Raw genomic sequence first — 17,124 nt, 5'->3', positions numbered from 1 at the left:
ATTCCTTTAGCCCAGTTGTTCCTTCTCCTGGCGGAGAAGGAACGGACACTTCACGCTCAGACGTTTTCAGCGGTCTTCTTCTTGCGCGACTTCGGCATGTCAACAAAGATCACCGATCCCTGCTTCTTCTTGCCGAACAGCGAAGCGTCGCTTACGCCGTCCGAACAGCCGTTGCCGAAACTGAAGCCGCAGGAGCCCTTCTCGTTGAAGCTGTCCTCGACCATCTCCTTGTGGCTGCTCGGGATCACGAAGCGGTCTTCGTAGTTCGCGATCGCCATGATGTGGTACATGTCTTCCACCACATCCTTGGTGAGGTCCACTTGCTTCAGCACGTCCAGGTTTTCGGTTCCGTCGACCGACTTGCCGCGCATGTAGGCGCGCATGGCGAGCATGCGGTCCAGCGCGTGCACCACAGGCGCTTCCTTTCCGGCGGTGAGCAGGTTGGCAAGGTACTTCACCGGGATACGCAGGCTGCGGGTATCTGGGATGATGCCATTCATGCCCATCTTGCCGGACTCGGCAGCGGCCTGGATCGGCGACAGCGGCGGGATGTACCAGACCATCGGCAGCGTGCGGTATTCCGGATGCAGCGGGAAGGCGACTTTCCATTCCATTGCCATCTTGTATACCGGCGAGCGCTTGGCGGCTTCCAGCCACGAATCCGGGATGCCCTGCTTGCGCGCTTCCTCGATCACCTTCGGATCGTGCGGGTTCAGGAAAAGGCCGAGCTGCGATTCGTACAGGTCCTGCTCGTCGGCCACCGATGCGGCGGACTCGATCTGGTCGGCGTCGTACAGCATCACGCCAAGATAGCGGATGCGGCCCACGCAGGTCTCGGAGCACACCGTCGGCTGGCCCGCTTCGATGCGGGGGAAGCAGAAGGTGCACTTCTCGGCCTTGCCGGAAGACCAGTTGTAATAAATCTTCTTGTACGGACAGCCGGAGATGCACATGCGCCAGCCACGGCACTTGTCCTGGTCGATCAGCACGATGCCGTCGTCTTCGCGCTTGTACACGGAGCCGGACGGGCAGGAGGCGACGCAGGCCGGGTTCAGGCAGTGCTCGCACAGGCGCGGCAGGTACATCATGAAGGTGTTTTCGAACGTGCCGTACATCTCCTTCTGCACGCCGTCGAACAGCTTGTCCTTGCTGCGCTTGGCGAATTCGCCGCCGAGGTCGTCTTCCCAGTTCGGGCCCCATTCGATCTTGTCCATCTTCTTGCCGGTAACGACTGAGATCGGGCGTGCGGTCGGCGGCGTCTCCGACAGCGGCGCGTTTTGCAGACGCTCGTAGTCGTAAGTGAACGGCTCGTAGTAGTCGTCGATCTCCGGCAGGTTCGGGTTGGCGAAGATGTTGGCCAGGATCTTCAGGCGGCTGCCCTGGCGCGGTTCCAGCTTGCCTTCGGCGTTGCGCTTCCAGCCGCCGTTCCACTTGTCCTGGTTTTCCCATTCCTTCGGGTAGCCGATGCCCGGCTTGGTTTCGACGTTATTGAACCAGGCATATTCGACGCCGTCGCGGCTGGTCCAGACGTTCTTGCAGGTCACCGAACAGGTATGGCAGCCAATGCACTTGTCCAGGTTCAGCACCATGCCGATTTGCGCTCTGATTTTCATTTCTGCTCCTGTTTTCTTTATACGGCGGGCTTCGGCTGCATCGCGATCGCCGGCTCTTCCTCATGCTTGACCGCTACCGCATTGCCGTGCGGCGCGTGCTTCGCTTCGGGCTCCTCGGCGCGCGGCCCTTCCAGCCAGTCGATGTTCTTCATCTTGCGCACCAAGACGAATTCGTCGCGGTTGGAGCCGACCGTGCCGTAGTAGTTGAAGCCATACGACAGCTGCGCATAACCGCCGATCATGTGGGTCGGCTTGGTCACTGCGCGGGTCACCGAATTGTGGATGCCACCGCGCATGCCCGAGGTTTCCGCCCCCGGCACGTTCACGATCTTTTCCTGGGCGTGGTACATCAATGTCATGCCGACCGGGACGCGCTGGCTAACCACGGCGCGGGCCGTGAGCGTGCCGTTGACGTTGAATACCTCGATCCAGTCGTTGTCCACGATGCCGGCCACCTTCGCATCCTCTTCCGACAGCCACACGTGCGGGCCGCCGCGCGACAGCGTCAACAGGCGCAGGTTGTCCGAGTAGGTCGAGTGGATACCCCACTTCTGGTGCGGCGTGATCCAGTTCAGCGCGATTTCCTTGTTGCCGTTCGGCCGCTTGCCGAGCATGCCTGCGGTCGTCTTGGTATTGATCGCCGGCTTGTACACGCAGAAGCCTTCGCCGAACTGGCGCATCCACAGGTGATCCTGGTAGAACTGCTGGCGCCCGGTCAAGGTGCGCCATGGAATCAGCTCGTGCACGTTGGTGTAGCCGGCGTTGTAGCTGACTTCCTCGGATTCCAGGCCGGACCAGGTCGGCGAAGAGATGATCTTGCGCGGCTGGGCCTGCACGTCGCGGAAGCGGATGCTGTCGTGCTCGCGCGGGATCGCCAGGTGAGTATGGTCGCGCCCGGTGATCTTCGACAGCGCATCCCATGCCTTGACCGCCACGTGGCCGTTGGTTTCCGGCGCCAGCGACAGGATCATTTCGGCCGCATCGATCGCGGTTTCAAGACGCGGCTGCCCCTTCGACACGCCCTCTTCCGTAACCACGCGGTTGATACCGCGCAGGACGTCGACTTCATGTGCGGTCTTCCAGGCGATGCCCTTGCCGCCGTTGCCGACTTTTTCGAGCAAGGGGCCGATCGACGTGAACTTCTTGTAGACGTCGCCGTAATTGCGCTCGACGACCGTCATCGCCGGCATGGTCTTGCCGGGGATCGGCTCGCATTCGCCGGCGCGCCAATCCTTCGGATCGAACGGCTGGGCCAGCTCTCCGGGCGTGTCGTGCATCAGCGGCGTGAGCACCAGATCCTTTTGCGTGCCGAGGTATTCGCCGCCGATTTCGGAAAACTTCTTCGCGATGCCCTTGTAGATTTCCCAGTCGGACTTCGACTGCCATAGCGGCTGCACCGCTTCCGACAACGGATGGATGAACGGGTGCATGTCGGACGTATTCAGGTCGTCCTTTTCATACCAGGTCGCCGTTGGCAGCACGATGTCGCCGTACAGGCAGGTGGTCGACATGCGGAAGTCGAGCACCACCAGCAGGTCCAGCTTGCCTTCCACCGCCGGACGCACTTTCACGTCTTTCGGCTTGACGCAACCTTCCTCGCTGTTCATGACCGCGTTCTGGGTACCCAGCAAATACTTCAGGAAGTATTCATGTCCCTTGCCGGAGCTGCCCAGAATGTTGGAGCGCCAGACGAACATGTTGCGCGGGAAGTTTGCCGGATTGTCCGGATCGTCGCACGACATGTTGAGCTTGCCGGACTTGAGACTCTCGACCGCGTATTTCACCGGGTCCAATCCTGCCGCTTCCGCCGCGCGGGTCACTTCCAGCGGGTTGGTTTCGAGCTGCGGCGCCGATGGCAGCCAGCCGAGGCGCTCGGCCTTGGCGTTGAAATCGATCATCGACATCTCGGCCATCTTGCCGTCGGCGGTCGGGCACAGGATCTCGGAGGTATGCAGCTTTTCATGGCGCCACTGACTGGTGTGCGCATAGAAGAACGAAGTGCCGTTCATCTGGCGCGACGGGCGATGCCAGTCCAGGCCGAATGCCAGCGGTGTCCACCCGGTCTGCGGACGCAGCTTTTCCTGCCCCACGTAGTGCGCCCAGCCGCCGCCGGACTGGCCGATACAACCGCACATCATCAACATGTTGATGATGCCGCGGTAGGTCATATCCATGTGATACCAGTGGTTCAGCGCGGCGCCCACGATCACCATGCTCTTGCCGCGCGTCTTGTCGGCATTGTCGGCAAATTCGCGCGCCACCGTGATCACGTCGGCAGCCTTGACGCCGGTGTGCTTTTCCTGCCACTTCGGCGTGTACGGCAGATCGTCCTCGTAGGACGCGGCGACATTGCCGCCACCCAGGCCGCGGTCGATGCCATAGTTCGCCATCGACAAGTCATACACCGTCGCCACCAGCGCGGTCGAGCCATCGGCCAGCGGCACCTTCTTCACTGGCACGTTACGCAGCAGCACGTCGTCCGCATCGGCGCCACCGAAATAGGAGAAGCCGACCGGCTTGATCTCGTCATAGCTGTCGATCAGCGACAGCTTCGGATCGATGGCCTTGCCGTCACCCGCCTTCAATTCCAGATTCCACTTGCCGCGTTCGCCGGTTTCGCCCCAGCGGAAACCGATGGAGCCGGTAGGCGCAGCGATATTGCCGGTCGCCTCGTCGATCACCAGCGTCTTCCACTCCGGATTGTTTGCTTCGTCGAGATTGTGCGCAAGGTTCGATGCGCGCAGGAAGTAGTCGGGAATCAGCTTGCCGTCCTTTTCCTTCAGCTGCACCAGCATCGGGAAGTCGGTGTACTGCTTGGCGTATTCGCGGAAGTAGGCCGATTTGTTATTCGCGTGGAATTCCTTCAGGATCACGTGCCCCATTGCCATGGCCAGCGCCGCATCCGTGCCCTGCTTGGGCGCGAGCCAGATATCGCCGAACTTGGCCATTTCGCCGAAGTCGGACGACACGGCGACGGTCTTGGTGCCCTTGTAGCGCACTTCAGTGTAGAAGTGCGCGTCGGGGGTGCGCGTCATCGGGATGTTGGAGCCCCATACCATCAGGTAGGTGGAGTTGTACCAGTCGGCCGATTCCGGCACGTCGGTCTGCTCGCCCCAGACTTGCGGCGAGGACGGCGGCAGATCGCAATACCAGTCGTAGAACGAGAGCGGCACGCCACCGATCAGGCTGAGGTAGCGCGAGCCAGAGGCATAGCTGACCATCGACATCGCGGGGATCGGCGAAAAGCCGATCACCCGGTCCGGGCCGAATTTCTTGACGGTGAAAGCATTGGCCGCAGCGATGATCTCATTGACCTCATCCCAGGTCGCGCGCACGAAACCGCCCTGCCCGCGTACCTTCTTGTAGCGCGCCGCGCGCTCCGGATTCTGGCTGATGTACTCCCAAGCCTGGACTGCCGACATCGTCACGCGCGCCTCGCGCCACATCTGCATCAGTCGGCCACGCACCATCGGGTATTTCACGCGCTGCGCTGAATACACGTACCAGGAATAGCTGGCACCGCGCGGGCAGCCGCGCGGCTCGTGGTTGGGCAGGTCGGGACGGGTGCGCGGATAGTCGGTCTGCTGGGTTTCCCAGGTAATCAGGCCGTTTTTCACATACACCTTCCAGCTGCAGGAACCGGTACAGTTCACACCGTGCGTCGAGCGCACGATCTTGTCGTGCTGCCAGCGCTGGCGATAGGCGTTTTCCCAGGTACGGTCTTCTTTGACTACCGCGCCGTGGCCGTTGGAAAAGGTTTCCTTCGACTTGCTGAAGAATTTCAGTCGGTCCAGAAAGTGACTCATGGTTTCTCCATACTTGCGCCCGCGATGCGGGCGACGTGTTTTCTACTTCTATGCAAGCAGTCTACGCAGCGATGTTGCACAGCGATATTCGCTGTAAGTCGGACTATTCCCAAAGTTTGGAACTAGTCCGGCTAGTTCTTAATAACTAGCATCAGCAAGGCATGTTTGCGCCCTTGCGCGCATAGAACCACCAGGTGATGGCGATGCAGCTCACATAAAATCCGATGAATGCCCACAGTGCGGCTTCCGGGCCGCCAGTCAGCGAAATCGAGGTGCCGTAGCTCTTCGGAATAAAGAATGCGCCGTAGGCGGCCACCGCCGAGGTGAACCCGAGCACCGCGGCTGCTTCCTTGTTCGCCTCCACCACGGCCTGCGCCTGCGCGGGAGCACCCTTGCCGGCGGCAGCGCGCTGGCGTTCGGTCAGGAAGATCACCGGGATCATGCGGAACGTCGATGCGTTACCGACGCCGGTGCCTGCGAACAGCAGCATGAACATCCAGAAGAATCCGGAAAAGCTGCCGGTGCCGGCGCCATGCGGCAGGAAGGCGATCACGCCGATCACCGCCAGCACCATCGACACGAAAGTCCAGAACGTCACAACGGCGCCGCCCAGCTTGTCGGAAATCCAGCCGCCGGCAACGCGTGCCAGCGCGCCGACCAACGGGCCGAGGAAGGCATACTGCAGCGGATTAACATCCGGGAACAAGGTCTTGGTCAGCAGCGGGAAGCCGGCGGAATAGCCGATGAAGGAACCGAAGGTGCCGACATACAGCCAGCACATCAGCCAGTTGTGCTTGCGCTTGAAGATGACCGCCTGTTCCGCGAAAGAGGCCTTGGCCGATGCGAGGTCATTCATGCCGAACCAGGCGGCAAGCGTGGTCAGCGCGATGAACGGCACCCAGATGAAGCCGGCGTTTTGCAACCACATCTGCTTGGTTTCGGCGCCCTTGATCCAGGCTTGCGGCTCGCCCCCCAGGCCGCCAAAGATGCCGGCAGTGATCACCAGCGGCACCACGAACTGCACCGCCGACACGCCCAGATTCCCAAGCCCGGCGTTCATGCCGAGTGCGTAGCCCTTTTGCGCCTTCGGGAAGAAGAAGCTGATGTTGGCCATCGAAGAGGCGAAGTTGCCGCCGCCAAAGCCGCACAGCAGCGCCAGGATCAACATGGTCGGATAACTGGTGTTCGGGTCCTGCACGGCAAAGCCGATGCCGATGGCCGGAATCAGCAGCGACGCGGTGGAAATGGTGGTCCACTTGCGGCCGCCGAAGATCGGCACCATGAAGGAATAGAAAATGCGCAACGTCGCGCCGGACAGGCCGGGCAATGCCGTCAGCCAGAACAGTTGGTTGGTGCTGTACTTGAAGCCGATGTTGGGCAGGTTCACCACCACCACGCTCCACACCATCCACACCGCGAAGGCCAGCAGCAAGGCCGGGATCGAAATCCACAGGTTGCGGTTCGCGGTACCCTTGCCCTTGGTCAGCCAGAAATCGGAAACCTCGGGTTCCCATGTGCTAATCACGTATTTGCTCACATTGCTCTCCTATTGGTGTTGCACGGGGCGAAACACCCCGCGCACAAATGAGTTTGATCAGGCTGCCTTTGCCAGCGGCGCCGCTGCTGCCGCCGTCGTGCGCCCCGGCTTGAACGAGTAGTGCATCCAGACGAGCGACACGCACACCGTGCCGTACAACAGCATGAAGGCGCTCGAACGCACGCCGGTGATATCCACCAGCGCGCCGAACATGATCGGCAGGATGAAGCCGCCCAGCCCGCCGGCCAGCCCGACGACGCCGGAGACGGCACCGATGTTGTGGGTGAAATCGTCGGAGATGAACTTGAATACCGATGCCTTGCCGATGGCCATCGCGACGCCGACCACGAACAGCAGCACGGTGAACATCACCGGCGTGACGCCGATGTGCATGGTCATGTCGCCGGTGACGGTCTTGACGACCATCGATGTCTGCGGATAGGACAGCAGGAAGAAGCTGACCCAGCACACCCACATCACCCACCAGGTCACCTTGTAGGCGCCGTATTTGTCGGAAATCCAGCCACCCAGCGCGCGCAGCACGCCGCCCGGCAGCGAGAAGCACGCCGCCAGCAGCGCGGCCAGCTTCATGTCGAAGCCGTATTCGGAGACGTAGTACTTGGTCATCCACAGCGCCAGCGCGACGTAGCCGCCGAACACCACCGAGTAGTACTGCGAATAGCGCCAAACGCGCGGATCCTTCAATACCTTCAGCTGCTCGGCAAAGGACACGGAAGACGGCACCGTGTGCGACTTGTCGCTGTAGGAAAAGACCCAGAACAGCAGCGCGGTGACCAGCATTGCCACGGCATAGACCTTGGGCAGCATTTCCCAGCCAAAGGCGGCGATGATGGCGGGCGCGACAAACTTGGTCAGCGCCGAGCCCGAATTGCCGGCACCAAACACACCCATCGCCAGTCCGCGCCGCTGCGGCTGGAACCAGCGCGCGACATAAGGCGTGCCGACCGAAAACGAACCACCCGCCAGGCCGACGAACAGGCCGAGCACCAGGAAATGCCAGAATTCGGTGGCATGGCTGATCATCCAGATCGGTACTACGGTGGAGAGCATCAGCAGAAACAGCACGATGCGTCCGCCGTATTTGTCGGTCCAGATGCCAAGCGGCACGCGGATCAGGGAGCCGGTCAGCACCGGCGTTGCCGCCAGCAGCCCGAACTGCGTTTCGTTCAGGCCGAGCTTGGCCTTGATGGGAATACCGAGGACCGCGAACATCATCCAGATCGCGAAACAGATGGTGAATGCGAACGTGCTGCTGATGAGCACGGACATTTGTTTTCTTGCGCTTTGATCGGCCACAACACACCTCCCTTTTGGACGAAGGACCAGATGCAGCAAGGTTACGTCGGGGTTGGTGACAGCACTATTGGCCGGAGGGGTATTGCAGCAAAGGCAATCTGGCTAGTGCGCTCGATCAGAGGGAGTAAGCCGGCGGTGTCGGCATAGGCCGAAAGAAGTAGGAGGATGCTCGCGACTAGCGACTAGCGACTAGCGACTAGCGACTAGCGACTAGCGGCTGGCGCGCCGCGCCGCATTGCGCAGCCAGTCGACGAAGGCGGCGGGAAGCTGCTGCGCCCGCTGGACGATGGTATAGCGGCCGGTGCCGAACAGATGTGGCAGGTAGCTGGCGCCTTCCCGGTCCACCGTGAAGCAATAAGGCTCGATCTGCTGTATCCGCGCTTCCATCAGCGCTTGCCGCGCGTCTTCCAGGCCGTAGGGCCCGGCATACAGGTCGCAATCGTTCGGCCTGCCGTCCGAAAACAGCAGCAGCAGCCGGAAATCGACGGCCCGTCGTGCCAGCACCGCGCAGGCGTGGCGCACTGCGCCGCCGAGGCGCGTATAGTTCTCCGGCTCCAGCGCGGCGACGCGGCACATCGCATCGGCATTCCACGCCTGGTCGAAATCCTTGATGACCCGCATCTGGATGCCGCCCCTGCCTTCTCCCGAGAAGCTGAACACGGCGAATTCCGCGCCGACCGCATGCAGCGCGCACGCCGCCACCAGTGCGGCCTCTTTCGCGATATCGATCACGCGCTGGCCTTCCGCCACCCAGGCATCGGTCGACGCGCTGGAATCGACAAGCAGCAGCAGGCCGATGCGGCGCGGCGCGCGCCGGTGCTGCAAATAGACTGCCCCCGACGGCGCCCCACCCGCGCGCCGGGCGCAGCGTTCGTCCACCATGGCGTCGCAGTCGATATCGTCGCCTTCCGGGCAGCGCCTGAGGACTTGCCGGTGCGGGCGAATGAGCCCGAGCCGGCGGCGCAGCGTGCGCAAGGTGCCCGCATGCCGCTGCAACGCTGTCTCCACCCAGGCGCGCGGCCCGGCGCCGGCGCTTGCCACCCGCACGAGTGCCGGTTGCGCGCCGTATGTGCCGGAGCGGCAGTCCCATTCCGGATAGGCGTACATGCCGCCAGGCTCTGCGCCTTGCGCGGCCTGCGCCAGGCGCGGCGGCGGATCATCGCTGCACATGACATCGGCGGCCCGGCCCGGCGTGGTCACCAGGCGCGCCGACTCCAGTTCGGCCAGCGACTGCGCCGCGCCTTCGACGTCGCCGTCGACGCTGCGGTCCTGTGGCCGGTTCAGGCCGAGAGGATCTTCCGCGTGCTCCTGCGGCTCAGTCGTCTGCACCATCCATATCCCTGGCTGCGCGTCGTCCTCGTCGGCCTCGCTGCTCCTGGCGCGCGGCCTGCGCGCCAGGCTTGCGCGCCGCGGAGGATGGTCTCCCTGCATCGTTTGCGCTCCTGCTCGCAGCGGCACCGGCATGGCGTCCGGCGGCAGAAGGCGCCCGATCACCGGATCCTCCAACCATTGCCGGTAGCGCTGGTGTGGCGCTGCCCGCCGGAGCGCGCACGCGCGTTCGGCCGCCCACTCCAACGAAGACGCGGCAGTCCCGGCAAACGGGCTCGACTGCGCATGCTGCAGCACGCTGCGGTACAAGACATGCACTTCGGAATACACGCCCCCCGCCGGGCGCAGATGCTCCACCATGCCGGCGCAGCGGGCGTACAGCCCGTCGAGCGCGCATGCCCACCCCGGCAACAGACGGCGCAAGGCGCGGTCGGCGGCGGCAGTCTCGGCCAGCAGGAACAGGTCGGCAGCCAGCGGCGAGTTGCAGTGCGCGTAACAGGAAGCGCTGCCGCGCACCACACGCAATCCCTGCAGCAAACCGAGCAGCGCAAAGTCATTGGCATTACCGGCGGCAAGCGCCGGCGGCAGGTAGATCGAACTGCCGTCGTTGGCAGGCAAGGCGACCGGCATGCGCCGCGCTTCGCGCCGGATGATGCGCGCCGCCCATGAAGCGGGGGCCGGCGGCTGCGCATTGCGGATTTCCAGCCGCACGCCCAGAACAGCCTCCACCAGCAGCGATACACGCAGCCGGTTGTCCTCCAGTAGCGCCAGCGGCGCGCCTTCGCGCTGTTCCGGCCGCCAGCGGCGCCACAGCCCATGCACCGCCACGGTAGCGTGGCGCGCCGCGTCGATCAGCAGTTCCTCGGCTTCCGGCATTAGTGGAAATGCCCGGCAATGAGGTCGCGCACTGCCGCAATGAGGGTGGGATCATCGGTCAGCGGACCGGCGATTGCGACTTCGCACGCCTTGCGCTCCGGGATGCCGGCCGCGATCAGGCGCGCGGCGGCCACCAGCACCCGCGTGCTCGGCGCTTCCGCCAATCCCCGGTCGCGCAACGGGCGGATGCGCCCTGCCAGCGTCACCAGGGCGACTGCGCAGGCCCGCTCGACGCCGCCCTCGACGGCCACGATCTCGATTTCGCGCCCGCTGTCGGGAAAATCGAATTCGAGTGCGACGAAACGCTGGCGCGTGCTCGGCTTGAGGTCCTTTAACGCGTGCTGATAGGACGGGTTGTACGAAATCACAAGCTGAAAGCCGGGAGCGGCATCAATGACTTCGCCGGTTTTGTCGAGCGACAGCACGCGTCGGTGGTCGCTCAAGGGATGGATGACCACGGTGGTATCCGGCCGCGCCTCGACGACCTCGTCGAGATACAGGATGGCGCCACGGCGCACCGCCTGCGTCACGGGGCCGTCCTGCCAGACCGTCTCATCGCCCCGTATCAGGAAGCGCCCCAGCAAATCGCTCGCAGTCAGGTCGTCATGGCAGGCGACGCTGACCATGGGCCGCCCGAGGCGCCATGCCATGTGCTCGACGAACCGCGTCTTGCCGCAGCCGGTAGGGCCTTTCAGCATGACCGGCAGTCCCTGCCGGTGGCACTGGGCGAATATCTCGATCTCGTCCCCCTGCGCCAGATAAAACGGCTCGCCGTCGCACCGTGCCTGTATCGCCTGCATCCCGTGACCCTCAGGTGGAACGCGCAGCCAGCGCCGGCTCCGGGCTTCCGCCTTCAGCCGTGACCTCGAAGCGCGGCCGGTAGCGGAAGAAGTCCCAGATGAACAGGAACACGCCCATCGCAAACAGCGACGCCGCCGCCAGCAGCATCAGGAAGTGCACCTGGATCTTGAGCTGGGTTTCGAGAAAGCCCAGGCCGAGGACGCGCTCCAGGTAGACCTGGCCGATACCAGCCGTCGCAAACGAGATCGTCATGCCGAACATGCCCGCCAGCTGCATCCAGAACGCCCAGTAGCCGAGCGGGCTGCCGCTGCTTTCCGGCCCGCCCTGCTGCGGCTGCCCCGACAGCAGGTAGGGGCGCGTATAGGAAATCATGGCCATCACGATCATGGCGTAGGCGCCGTAGAACGCGGCATGGCCGTGCATCGCCGTAACCAGCGTGCCGTGCGTCCATTTGTTCACGCCCGGCCACGTGTGCGCCAGCCCGAGCAGGCCGGCGCCGAACATCGTGAACACGGCGCTGCCGATGGTCCAGTGAATCGCCAGCGTATTCGGATGCGCCAGGCCCGAGCGGCGCATCGCGTTGTAGGCAAAGACCGCCATGGCCACCAGCGGCGCCGGCTCCAGCGCGCTGAAGAACCCGCCGATCGTCAGCCAGTAATGCGGCACACCTACCCAGTAATAGTGGTGCGCCGTGCCGAGCACGCCGGAGATGAATACCAGTCCGACGATCACGTACAGCCACTTTTCCATCACTTCGCGGTCGGCGCCGGACAATCGGATCAGCAGGTAGGCGAGCATGCTGCCCTGGATCATTTCCCACACGCCCTCGACCCAGAGGTGGACGGTCCACCACCGGTAGAAGGTCGCCACCGTGTAGTTTTGGAACGGAATCAGCGCGGGCAGATACAGCACGGCGGACATGCCGAGCCCGATAACCAGGACCCACTCGGTAGTCGTCGCCTTGCGTCCCGACTGCCGGATCGTCATGAATACGTTATAGAGAAACATCAGCATGACGATCACGATCACGATCTTGCTTGCCAGCGGCTGCTCCAGCAACTTGGTGCCGGCACCGTAGCGGAACAGATAGCCGATGACCGTGGCCACGCCCATTACCACCCACAGCGCGAGCTGGGCGTAGGCCAGTTTCACGCTGTGCAGCTCGGTGCGCGACTCTTCCGGGATGATCCAGTAGGTCCCTCCCATGAAGCCGGTCAGCACCCACACGATCAGCAGGTTGGTATGGATTACCTTGGTCACGTCGAACGGCAGCAGGTTGAGCAGCGGATCCGGCCCCAGGTACTTGGTGGCCGACAGCAGGCCGAACACGATCTGCAGCCCGAACAGCGCCAGCGCGACGGCGAAGTACCAGTAGGCGACCGCTTGCGAACGGTATCTCATGCTTGGCTCCTTATTTAAGTGTTGTCAGGTAGGCGACCAGTTGATCGATCTGCTGCGGCGTGAGCTCCTTGCCGAAGTTGTCCGGCATGAACGAGCGCCCGCCGGCCGAATACGTCGGGCCGGGCACCAGGTGGGCGCTAGGGTTGACGATCGATTCGTGGATGTATTGCGCGGCGTCCTTGGCCTTGCCCTTGTACGAGGGATCGGCGATGGTCTGCGCGGCGCGCGTGCCGATGCCGGCCAGGCTCGGTCCGGCGAGGTTGACGCCGGGCGAGATCGAGTGGCAGGCTGAGCAGGCCGGTGGCGTGGCGTTGAACAAGGCCTGCCCCTGCGCCACCGGATCGGAAGACGGCGCGGCGGGCTGCATCGATGTCGACGCTTGAGCGGTCTGCTGCATGTTGGTTCCGGGAATTGCAGCCCCCGATACCAGGATGCGACGTGGCGGCCAGCCCTGGGTATCGATATGCGCAATCCAGTCAAGGAACACCACCAGGTCGTCGATCTGCTGGTCGCTCAGGTTTTGTTTGGGCATCACGCGTCGGACCTTCTGCTCGTCATAGAACTGCGACGGATCATGCAGGAATGCCTTCAGGTATTGCGGGCCACGCTGCACCGCAATCTTGGTCAGGTCAGGCGCGTAATAGGCGCCCTCGCCCAGGAGCGTGTGGCAGTTGGTGCAGTTGAATTTGTGCCAGACATCCTTTCCGGCCAGCACCTGGGGCGTCATCTTGTCTTCATGGGTCAGTTTTGGAAACTGGCGGTGGCTGTCTATCGTCATTCCCAAAAATGCAATTGTTACCAGTGCGGTTGAAACTATTGCAAACATCCGGGCTTGGCTTCGGGTCATCGCACATCCTCCTCATAGGTGAAATGTCGACCAGGCATCAGACGCCGATACCCGACCAATAGCGCGCAGCCGACCAGGCGGCATACAGGATGCCGGCGATCATTCCTGCCTCGCCGACGTATGCCAGTATTTTCAAAGCCAGATAGACAGCGCCAGCCGCAGCCGGCTCGTTGGGAGTTGCCATGGGAAGTCCTTTCGTCTTGTTGTTCGCCGCAACTGCGCTTTGCAAAAAACGATCCACTTGATGTCTGGCAGCCGGCCCTTGGCAGCGCAGGCTGGAACATGTTTTGCACATGCTTCGCCCAATCCGTACAGAAATGCGTGCCGGGAGGGAAACCGAGAACATCCGGCACCCCATTCAACCCCAATTCTGGAGAAGTCAGCATGATGCGAAAAGCGCGAGCAGCCGTTCCCACTTTGCGGCCGGCGGCACTGGCCATTACTGCAGCAGTATTGCTTTTGCCCGCCTGCAAACACCCGCCGCCCGCGCAATCGGCGTCGGCCACACCGGCGGTCGCCGCCCGCCCCGCATCCGCAACTGCCGCGCCCGATCGTTACGACCCTGCTCACATACAGCTCAGCAGCCCGCCATCGACCACCACGAACGAACGACATACCGGCGCATTCGCCACCGGCAGCGCAGTCAGCATCGGCCCGGTGGTCAAGCCGCTGGTGCCTGATCCGGTCAAGGAAGTCCGGCTCGACACCACGCACAAGATCATCGAAATCGCCCCCGGCGTGAAATTCAGCGCCTGGACTTTCGGCGACACGGTGCCCGGTCCGGTAGTCCGCGCGCGCGTGGGCGACCGCGTCAAGTTTTCCATGACCAACCGCTCCGACGAGCCGGTGCCGGGCATGCGCGTGACGGCCGCGCCGATGATGCACTCGATGGACTTCCACTCGGCGATGGTGTCGCCGCAAGACAAATACCACTCGATCGCGCCCGGGCAGACCATCAACTTCGAATTCACGCCAAACTATCCTGGCGTCTACATGTACCACTGCGGCACCCCGATGGTACTGGAGCACATTGCCTCCGGCATGTACGGCATGATGATCGTTGAGCCGCGCGAAGGCTATCCGACCAAGGTTGACCGCGAATACGCCATCATCCAGAGCGAGTTCTACACCAAGCCCGATCCGGAAAAGCGCAAGGTCGACGGCGTGCCGCTGTATGTGCTGGACGGCGAGCGGGTGCGCGCCAAGGCGCCCACCTATACCGTGTTCAACGGCCGCTACAACGGCTTCGTCGACAATCCGCTGCCGGCCAAGCCGGGCGAGCGGGTGCGCCTGTTCGTTCTCAACGTGGGACCGTCCAACACGTCCAGCTTCCATGTCGTGGGCACCATCTTCGACCGCGTCTGGTTCGAGGGCAATCCGGACAACCAGTTCCGCGGCATGCAGACCGTGCTGCTCGGCTCGTCCAACAGCGCGATCACCGAATTCATGGTGCCCGAGGCCGGCAGCTATGTGATGGTCGACCACCACTTCGCCAATGCCTCGCAAGGCGCGATCGGCCTGATCGCCGCCGGCGGCAAGTCGGAAGGCCCCGCCGCACACGACAACGAGCACCACAATATCCCGGCTACCGCCGCGCCGACCGATCCGGTCGCCGTCAAGGGCAAGCTCGACTTCGAATCGAAGTGCCTGGCCTGCCACTCGATCGGCGGCGGGCCCAAGCTCGGCCCGGACCTGTACGGCGTGAGCAAGCGGCGCAACGAAACATGGTTGCGCCGCTGGCTGAAGTCGCCCGAGCAGATGCTGCAAAGCGACCCGGCGGCCAAGGAAATGCTGGCGAAATGGAAGGTGCCGATGCCGAACCAGAATCTGAGCGATCAGGAAATCAGCCAGTACGTCGCCTACTTCAAGTGGGCCGACCAGAACCTGCAACCGCAAGGCAAGACGCAGCCGCAGCCTTCCGCCCCCGGGACAGCACTACCGCCGTCGCAGACGCGTTCGGCCACGCCTGTCCCGACAGGCAAAGAGCAATGAGAACGCTCGCCAAGGCGCTGTGTCTCGTTGCGGCGCTGGCAGGCGCCGGCCCGGCGGGCGCCTGCGGCGTGTGCATCGATGACAAGGTCGCCGCCGTCTACGACCATGAGCAGGTGACCCGGGCCCTGAACAAGGGCCGGGTGGTGGTGGTCTGCGAGCTGACCGGCGCGCAGGAAGGCGGACAGCTCGCGCGGCAGGCCGGCCGCACGGCGCAGCAATTGCGCGGCGTCGAACCGGGAAGCGTGCGCGCCGCGCCGGAATTGCCGGTGCTGTCGTTCGTGCTCGACCCCGGCGCGCAATCGCCGGAAACGGCGGTCGACGGCTTGCGGCAGCGGCTGCGGCAGCAGGGTATTACGCCGACGTTATTGAAGGTGTTGCGCGCGCAACCGGCGCAGGAAAGGAACGGAACCTGAGCTTCAGGCGACTGCCGGCTTCGCTCTGGTATCCGCGCATCGACAGAGTGCTGCGCGCCACCTGCGATCAAAACATTCCGTGGCTGCCCGGATAGTCAAGCTGCAGTCGCCGGTGCAGCGAACGCGCCTGCAGCAGCGCATCGCGCAGGAACCAGCGGTCGGAGCGGTCCAGCTCGCGCGGGGCGAGATGGTTGTGCATTTCCTGTCCGAGCCGGTAGCTGCGCTGCTGTATCTTCAGCCGCAGCATCTGGACAAAATAGAAGGCCCTGATCCATCGTTCGGCATCTTTCGGATGCAGCCGGCGCGCGTTGACGGCCTGCTGGAAGCGTTCGGCCGTATTGCTTGCGTGGCTGCCGCATGCCAGCCCGTAGATGCGCGCGGCATCGACGAACAGCGCGGATACCCCAACCTTCAGGTCGATGGTGCCCGGATACTTTCCATGCTTGTCGACGACGAACCGGTTGAACAGGCCGAGCGGAACGTTGCGCTTCATCGCGTTGGCCGCCATCTGGAACTGGAAACGCGGGTTGGCCGCCGCTTCCCGCGCCAGCCATTCGGTCAACTCCCCGGACAGCTCGGTTGCGCCATAAAGCGGACGCAAATCGAAGAAAATGCTTGCATTGAGCAAGGCCTGCGGGTCGCCCTCGATGATCCAGTTGCGGAAGCGCTCCTTCCACTCGGGCAGGCTCAGGCACCATTCCGGATTGCTTGCCATGACCTCGCCGGTGCAGAGCGGAAAACCGCATGCATCCAGCATGGTGTTGATGCGCTGCGCGAGCGGCAGCATTTTCGAGCGCAGCGCGGAGGCTTCCATATCGCCGGCAAAGATGATGCCGTTGTCCTGGTCGCTCGACAAGGTCTGTTCCTGCCGCCCCTCGCTGCCGAGCGAGATCCAGCACCAGCGCACGCCGTCGATCGCGGCTTCGGCGCTGACGACCTCGATCACGCGCCGCGTCAGCAAATCATTGAGCAGCGAAATAAACAAGGTCATCGCCCGCGCCGCCTGCGTCTGATCGACCAGGCGATGCACCAGCTCCTGAATCCGCCGCGCCGCCAGCAGCAAGCCTGCCTCGTCGGCTGCGGAGGCGACGACGTGTTGAACCTGCCGAAGTTCTGCTTCGAACTGTGCGGCCGGGATTCCCTCCGGAAGGGAGATCGGCTCGGGAGAGTGGAAGATCGGATCTATCATGGG

Annotated in this window: 12 protein-coding genes; 2 read left to right on the top strand and 10 right to left on the bottom strand. The window is 63.3% G+C overall.

The annotated features are described in order from the left end of the window. Positions 1–56: 56 nt before the first annotated feature. From narH to TSA66_RS26885, 9 genes are all read right to left on the bottom strand, one after another. On the bottom strand, positions 57–1,613 hold the full coding sequence (narH, locus tag TSA66_RS12635; protein ID WP_040040285.1) for a nitrate reductase subunit beta: 1,557 nt from the start codon (positions 1,611–1,613) through the stop codon (positions 57–59). Positions 1,614–1,630: 17 nt separating this feature from the next. Beyond that, on the bottom strand, positions 1,631–5,419 hold the full coding sequence (locus TSA66_RS12630; RefSeq protein WP_052452291.1) for a nitrate reductase subunit alpha: 3,789 nt from the start codon (positions 5,417–5,419) through the stop codon (positions 1,631–1,633). Between the two features lie 151 nt (positions 5,420–5,570). Next, positions 5,571–6,956 carry a NarK family nitrate/nitrite MFS transporter gene (locus tag TSA66_RS12625; RefSeq protein ID WP_040040284.1) on the bottom strand — a complete coding sequence of 462 codons (1,386 nt, stop codon included), beginning with the start codon at positions 6,954–6,956 and terminating at the stop codon, positions 5,571–5,573. A 57-nt stretch (positions 6,957–7,013) separates the two neighbouring features. Continuing rightward, positions 7,014–8,246, bottom strand: a complete 1,233-nt coding sequence (locus TSA66_RS12620; protein WP_040040283.1) for an MFS transporter — start codon at positions 8,244–8,246, stop codon at positions 7,014–7,016. A gap of 237 nt (positions 8,247–8,483) precedes the next feature. Then, the gene (locus TSA66_RS12615) at positions 8,484–10,478 is read right to left on the bottom strand and encodes a nitric oxide reductase activation protein NorD (RefSeq protein WP_040040282.1); all 1,995 of its coding nucleotides are present in this window, start codon (positions 10,476–10,478) and stop codon (positions 8,484–8,486) included. Then, positions 10,478–11,278 carry a CbbQ/NirQ/NorQ/GpvN family protein gene (locus TSA66_RS12610; RefSeq protein ID WP_040040281.1) on the bottom strand — a complete coding sequence of 267 codons (801 nt, stop codon included), beginning with the start codon at positions 11,276–11,278 and terminating at the stop codon, positions 10,478–10,480. Before TSA66_RS12610 ends, TSA66_RS12615 begins: the two co-directional genes overlap by 1 nt. A 10-nt stretch (positions 11,279–11,288) precedes the next feature. Continuing rightward, positions 11,289–12,680, bottom strand: coding sequence for a cbb3-type cytochrome c oxidase subunit I (locus TSA66_RS12605; protein ID WP_040040280.1), 1,392 nt, complete (start codon positions 12,678–12,680; stop codon positions 11,289–11,291). Positions 12,681–12,690: 10 nt separating this feature from the next. Beyond that, on the bottom strand, positions 12,691–13,458 hold the full coding sequence (locus tag TSA66_RS12600) for a c-type cytochrome (RefSeq protein ID WP_232429466.1): 768 nt from the start codon (positions 13,456–13,458) through the stop codon (positions 12,691–12,693). Between the two features lie 106 nt (positions 13,459–13,564). Beyond that, the gene (locus TSA66_RS26885; protein WP_157691674.1) at positions 13,565–13,711 is read right to left on the bottom strand and encodes a hypothetical protein; all 147 of its coding nucleotides are present in this window, start codon (positions 13,709–13,711) and stop codon (positions 13,565–13,567) included. Between the two features lie 200 nt (positions 13,712–13,911). On the opposite strand from TSA66_RS26885, the gene TSA66_RS25570 reads away from it, so the two are divergent. Together TSA66_RS25570 and TSA66_RS12590 are read left to right on the top strand one after the other, a co-directional pair. Continuing rightward, entirely contained in the window at positions 13,912–15,519 is a 1,608-nt protein-coding gene (locus TSA66_RS25570; RefSeq protein ID WP_232429465.1) for a multicopper oxidase domain-containing protein, read from the top strand. Continuing rightward, positions 15,516–15,932, top strand: a complete 417-nt coding sequence (locus tag TSA66_RS12590; protein ID WP_040040278.1) for a hypothetical protein — start codon at positions 15,516–15,518, stop codon at positions 15,930–15,932. The genes TSA66_RS25570 and TSA66_RS12590 overlap by 4 nt, the downstream gene beginning before the upstream one ends. A 67-nt stretch (positions 15,933–15,999) precedes the next feature. Here the strand turns inward: TSA66_RS12590 and TSA66_RS12585 are convergent, their stop codons facing one another. Next, on the bottom strand, positions 16,000–17,121 hold the full coding sequence (locus TSA66_RS12585) for a DUF294 nucleotidyltransferase-like domain-containing protein (RefSeq protein ID WP_052452290.1): 1,122 nt from the start codon (positions 17,119–17,121) through the stop codon (positions 16,000–16,002). Positions 17,122–17,124 lie beyond the last annotated feature (3 nt).

This window comes from Noviherbaspirillum autotrophicum (assembly GCF_000818395.1).
In the GTDB taxonomy this organism is placed as follows: domain Bacteria; phylum Pseudomonadota; class Gammaproteobacteria; order Burkholderiales; family Burkholderiaceae_D; genus Noviherbaspirillum; species Noviherbaspirillum autotrophicum.
The sequence above is the reverse complement of the archived record's forward strand: the minus strand, read 5'-3'. Positions and strand labels throughout refer to the sequence as shown.

What these genes read in the sequence shown, in the direction of transcription:
- TSA66_RS12620 (WP_040040283.1), bottom strand. Translation starts at nt 8,246, where the DNA reads ATGTCCGTGCTCATCAGCAGCACGTTCGCATTCACCATCTGTTTCGCG.
- TSA66_RS12630 (WP_052452291.1), bottom strand. Translation starts at nt 5,419, where the DNA reads ATGAGTCACTTTCTGGACCGACTGAAATTCTTCAGCAAGTCGAAGGAA.
- narH (WP_040040285.1), bottom strand. Translation starts at nt 1,613, where the DNA reads ATGAAAATCAGAGCGCAAATCGGCATGGTGCTGAACCTGGACAAGTGC.
- TSA66_RS12605 (WP_040040280.1), bottom strand. Translation starts at nt 12,680, where the DNA reads ATGAGATACCGTTCGCAAGCGGTCGCCTACTGGTACTTCGCCGTCGCG.
- TSA66_RS12585 (WP_052452290.1), bottom strand. Translation starts at nt 17,121, where the DNA reads ATGATAGATCCGATCTTCCACTCTCCCGAGCCGATCTCCCTTCCGGAG.
- TSA66_RS12615 (WP_040040282.1), bottom strand. Translation starts at nt 10,478, where the DNA reads ATGCCGGAAGCCGAGGAACTGCTGATCGACGCGGCGCGCCACGCTACC.
- TSA66_RS12600 (WP_232429466.1), bottom strand. Translation starts at nt 13,458, where the DNA reads ATGACGATAGACAGCCACCGCCAGTTTCCAAAACTGACCCATGAAGAC.
- TSA66_RS25570 (WP_232429465.1), top strand. Translation starts at nt 13,912, where the DNA reads ATGATGCGAAAAGCGCGAGCAGCCGTTCCCACTTTGCGGCCGGCGGCA.
- TSA66_RS12610 (WP_040040281.1), bottom strand. Translation starts at nt 11,278, where the DNA reads ATGCAGGCGATACAGGCACGGTGCGACGGCGAGCCGTTTTATCTGGCG.
- TSA66_RS26885 (WP_157691674.1), bottom strand. Translation starts at nt 13,711, where the DNA reads ATGGCAACTCCCAACGAGCCGGCTGCGGCTGGCGCTGTCTATCTGGCT.
- TSA66_RS12590 (WP_040040278.1), top strand. Translation starts at nt 15,516, where the DNA reads ATGAGAACGCTCGCCAAGGCGCTGTGTCTCGTTGCGGCGCTGGCAGGC.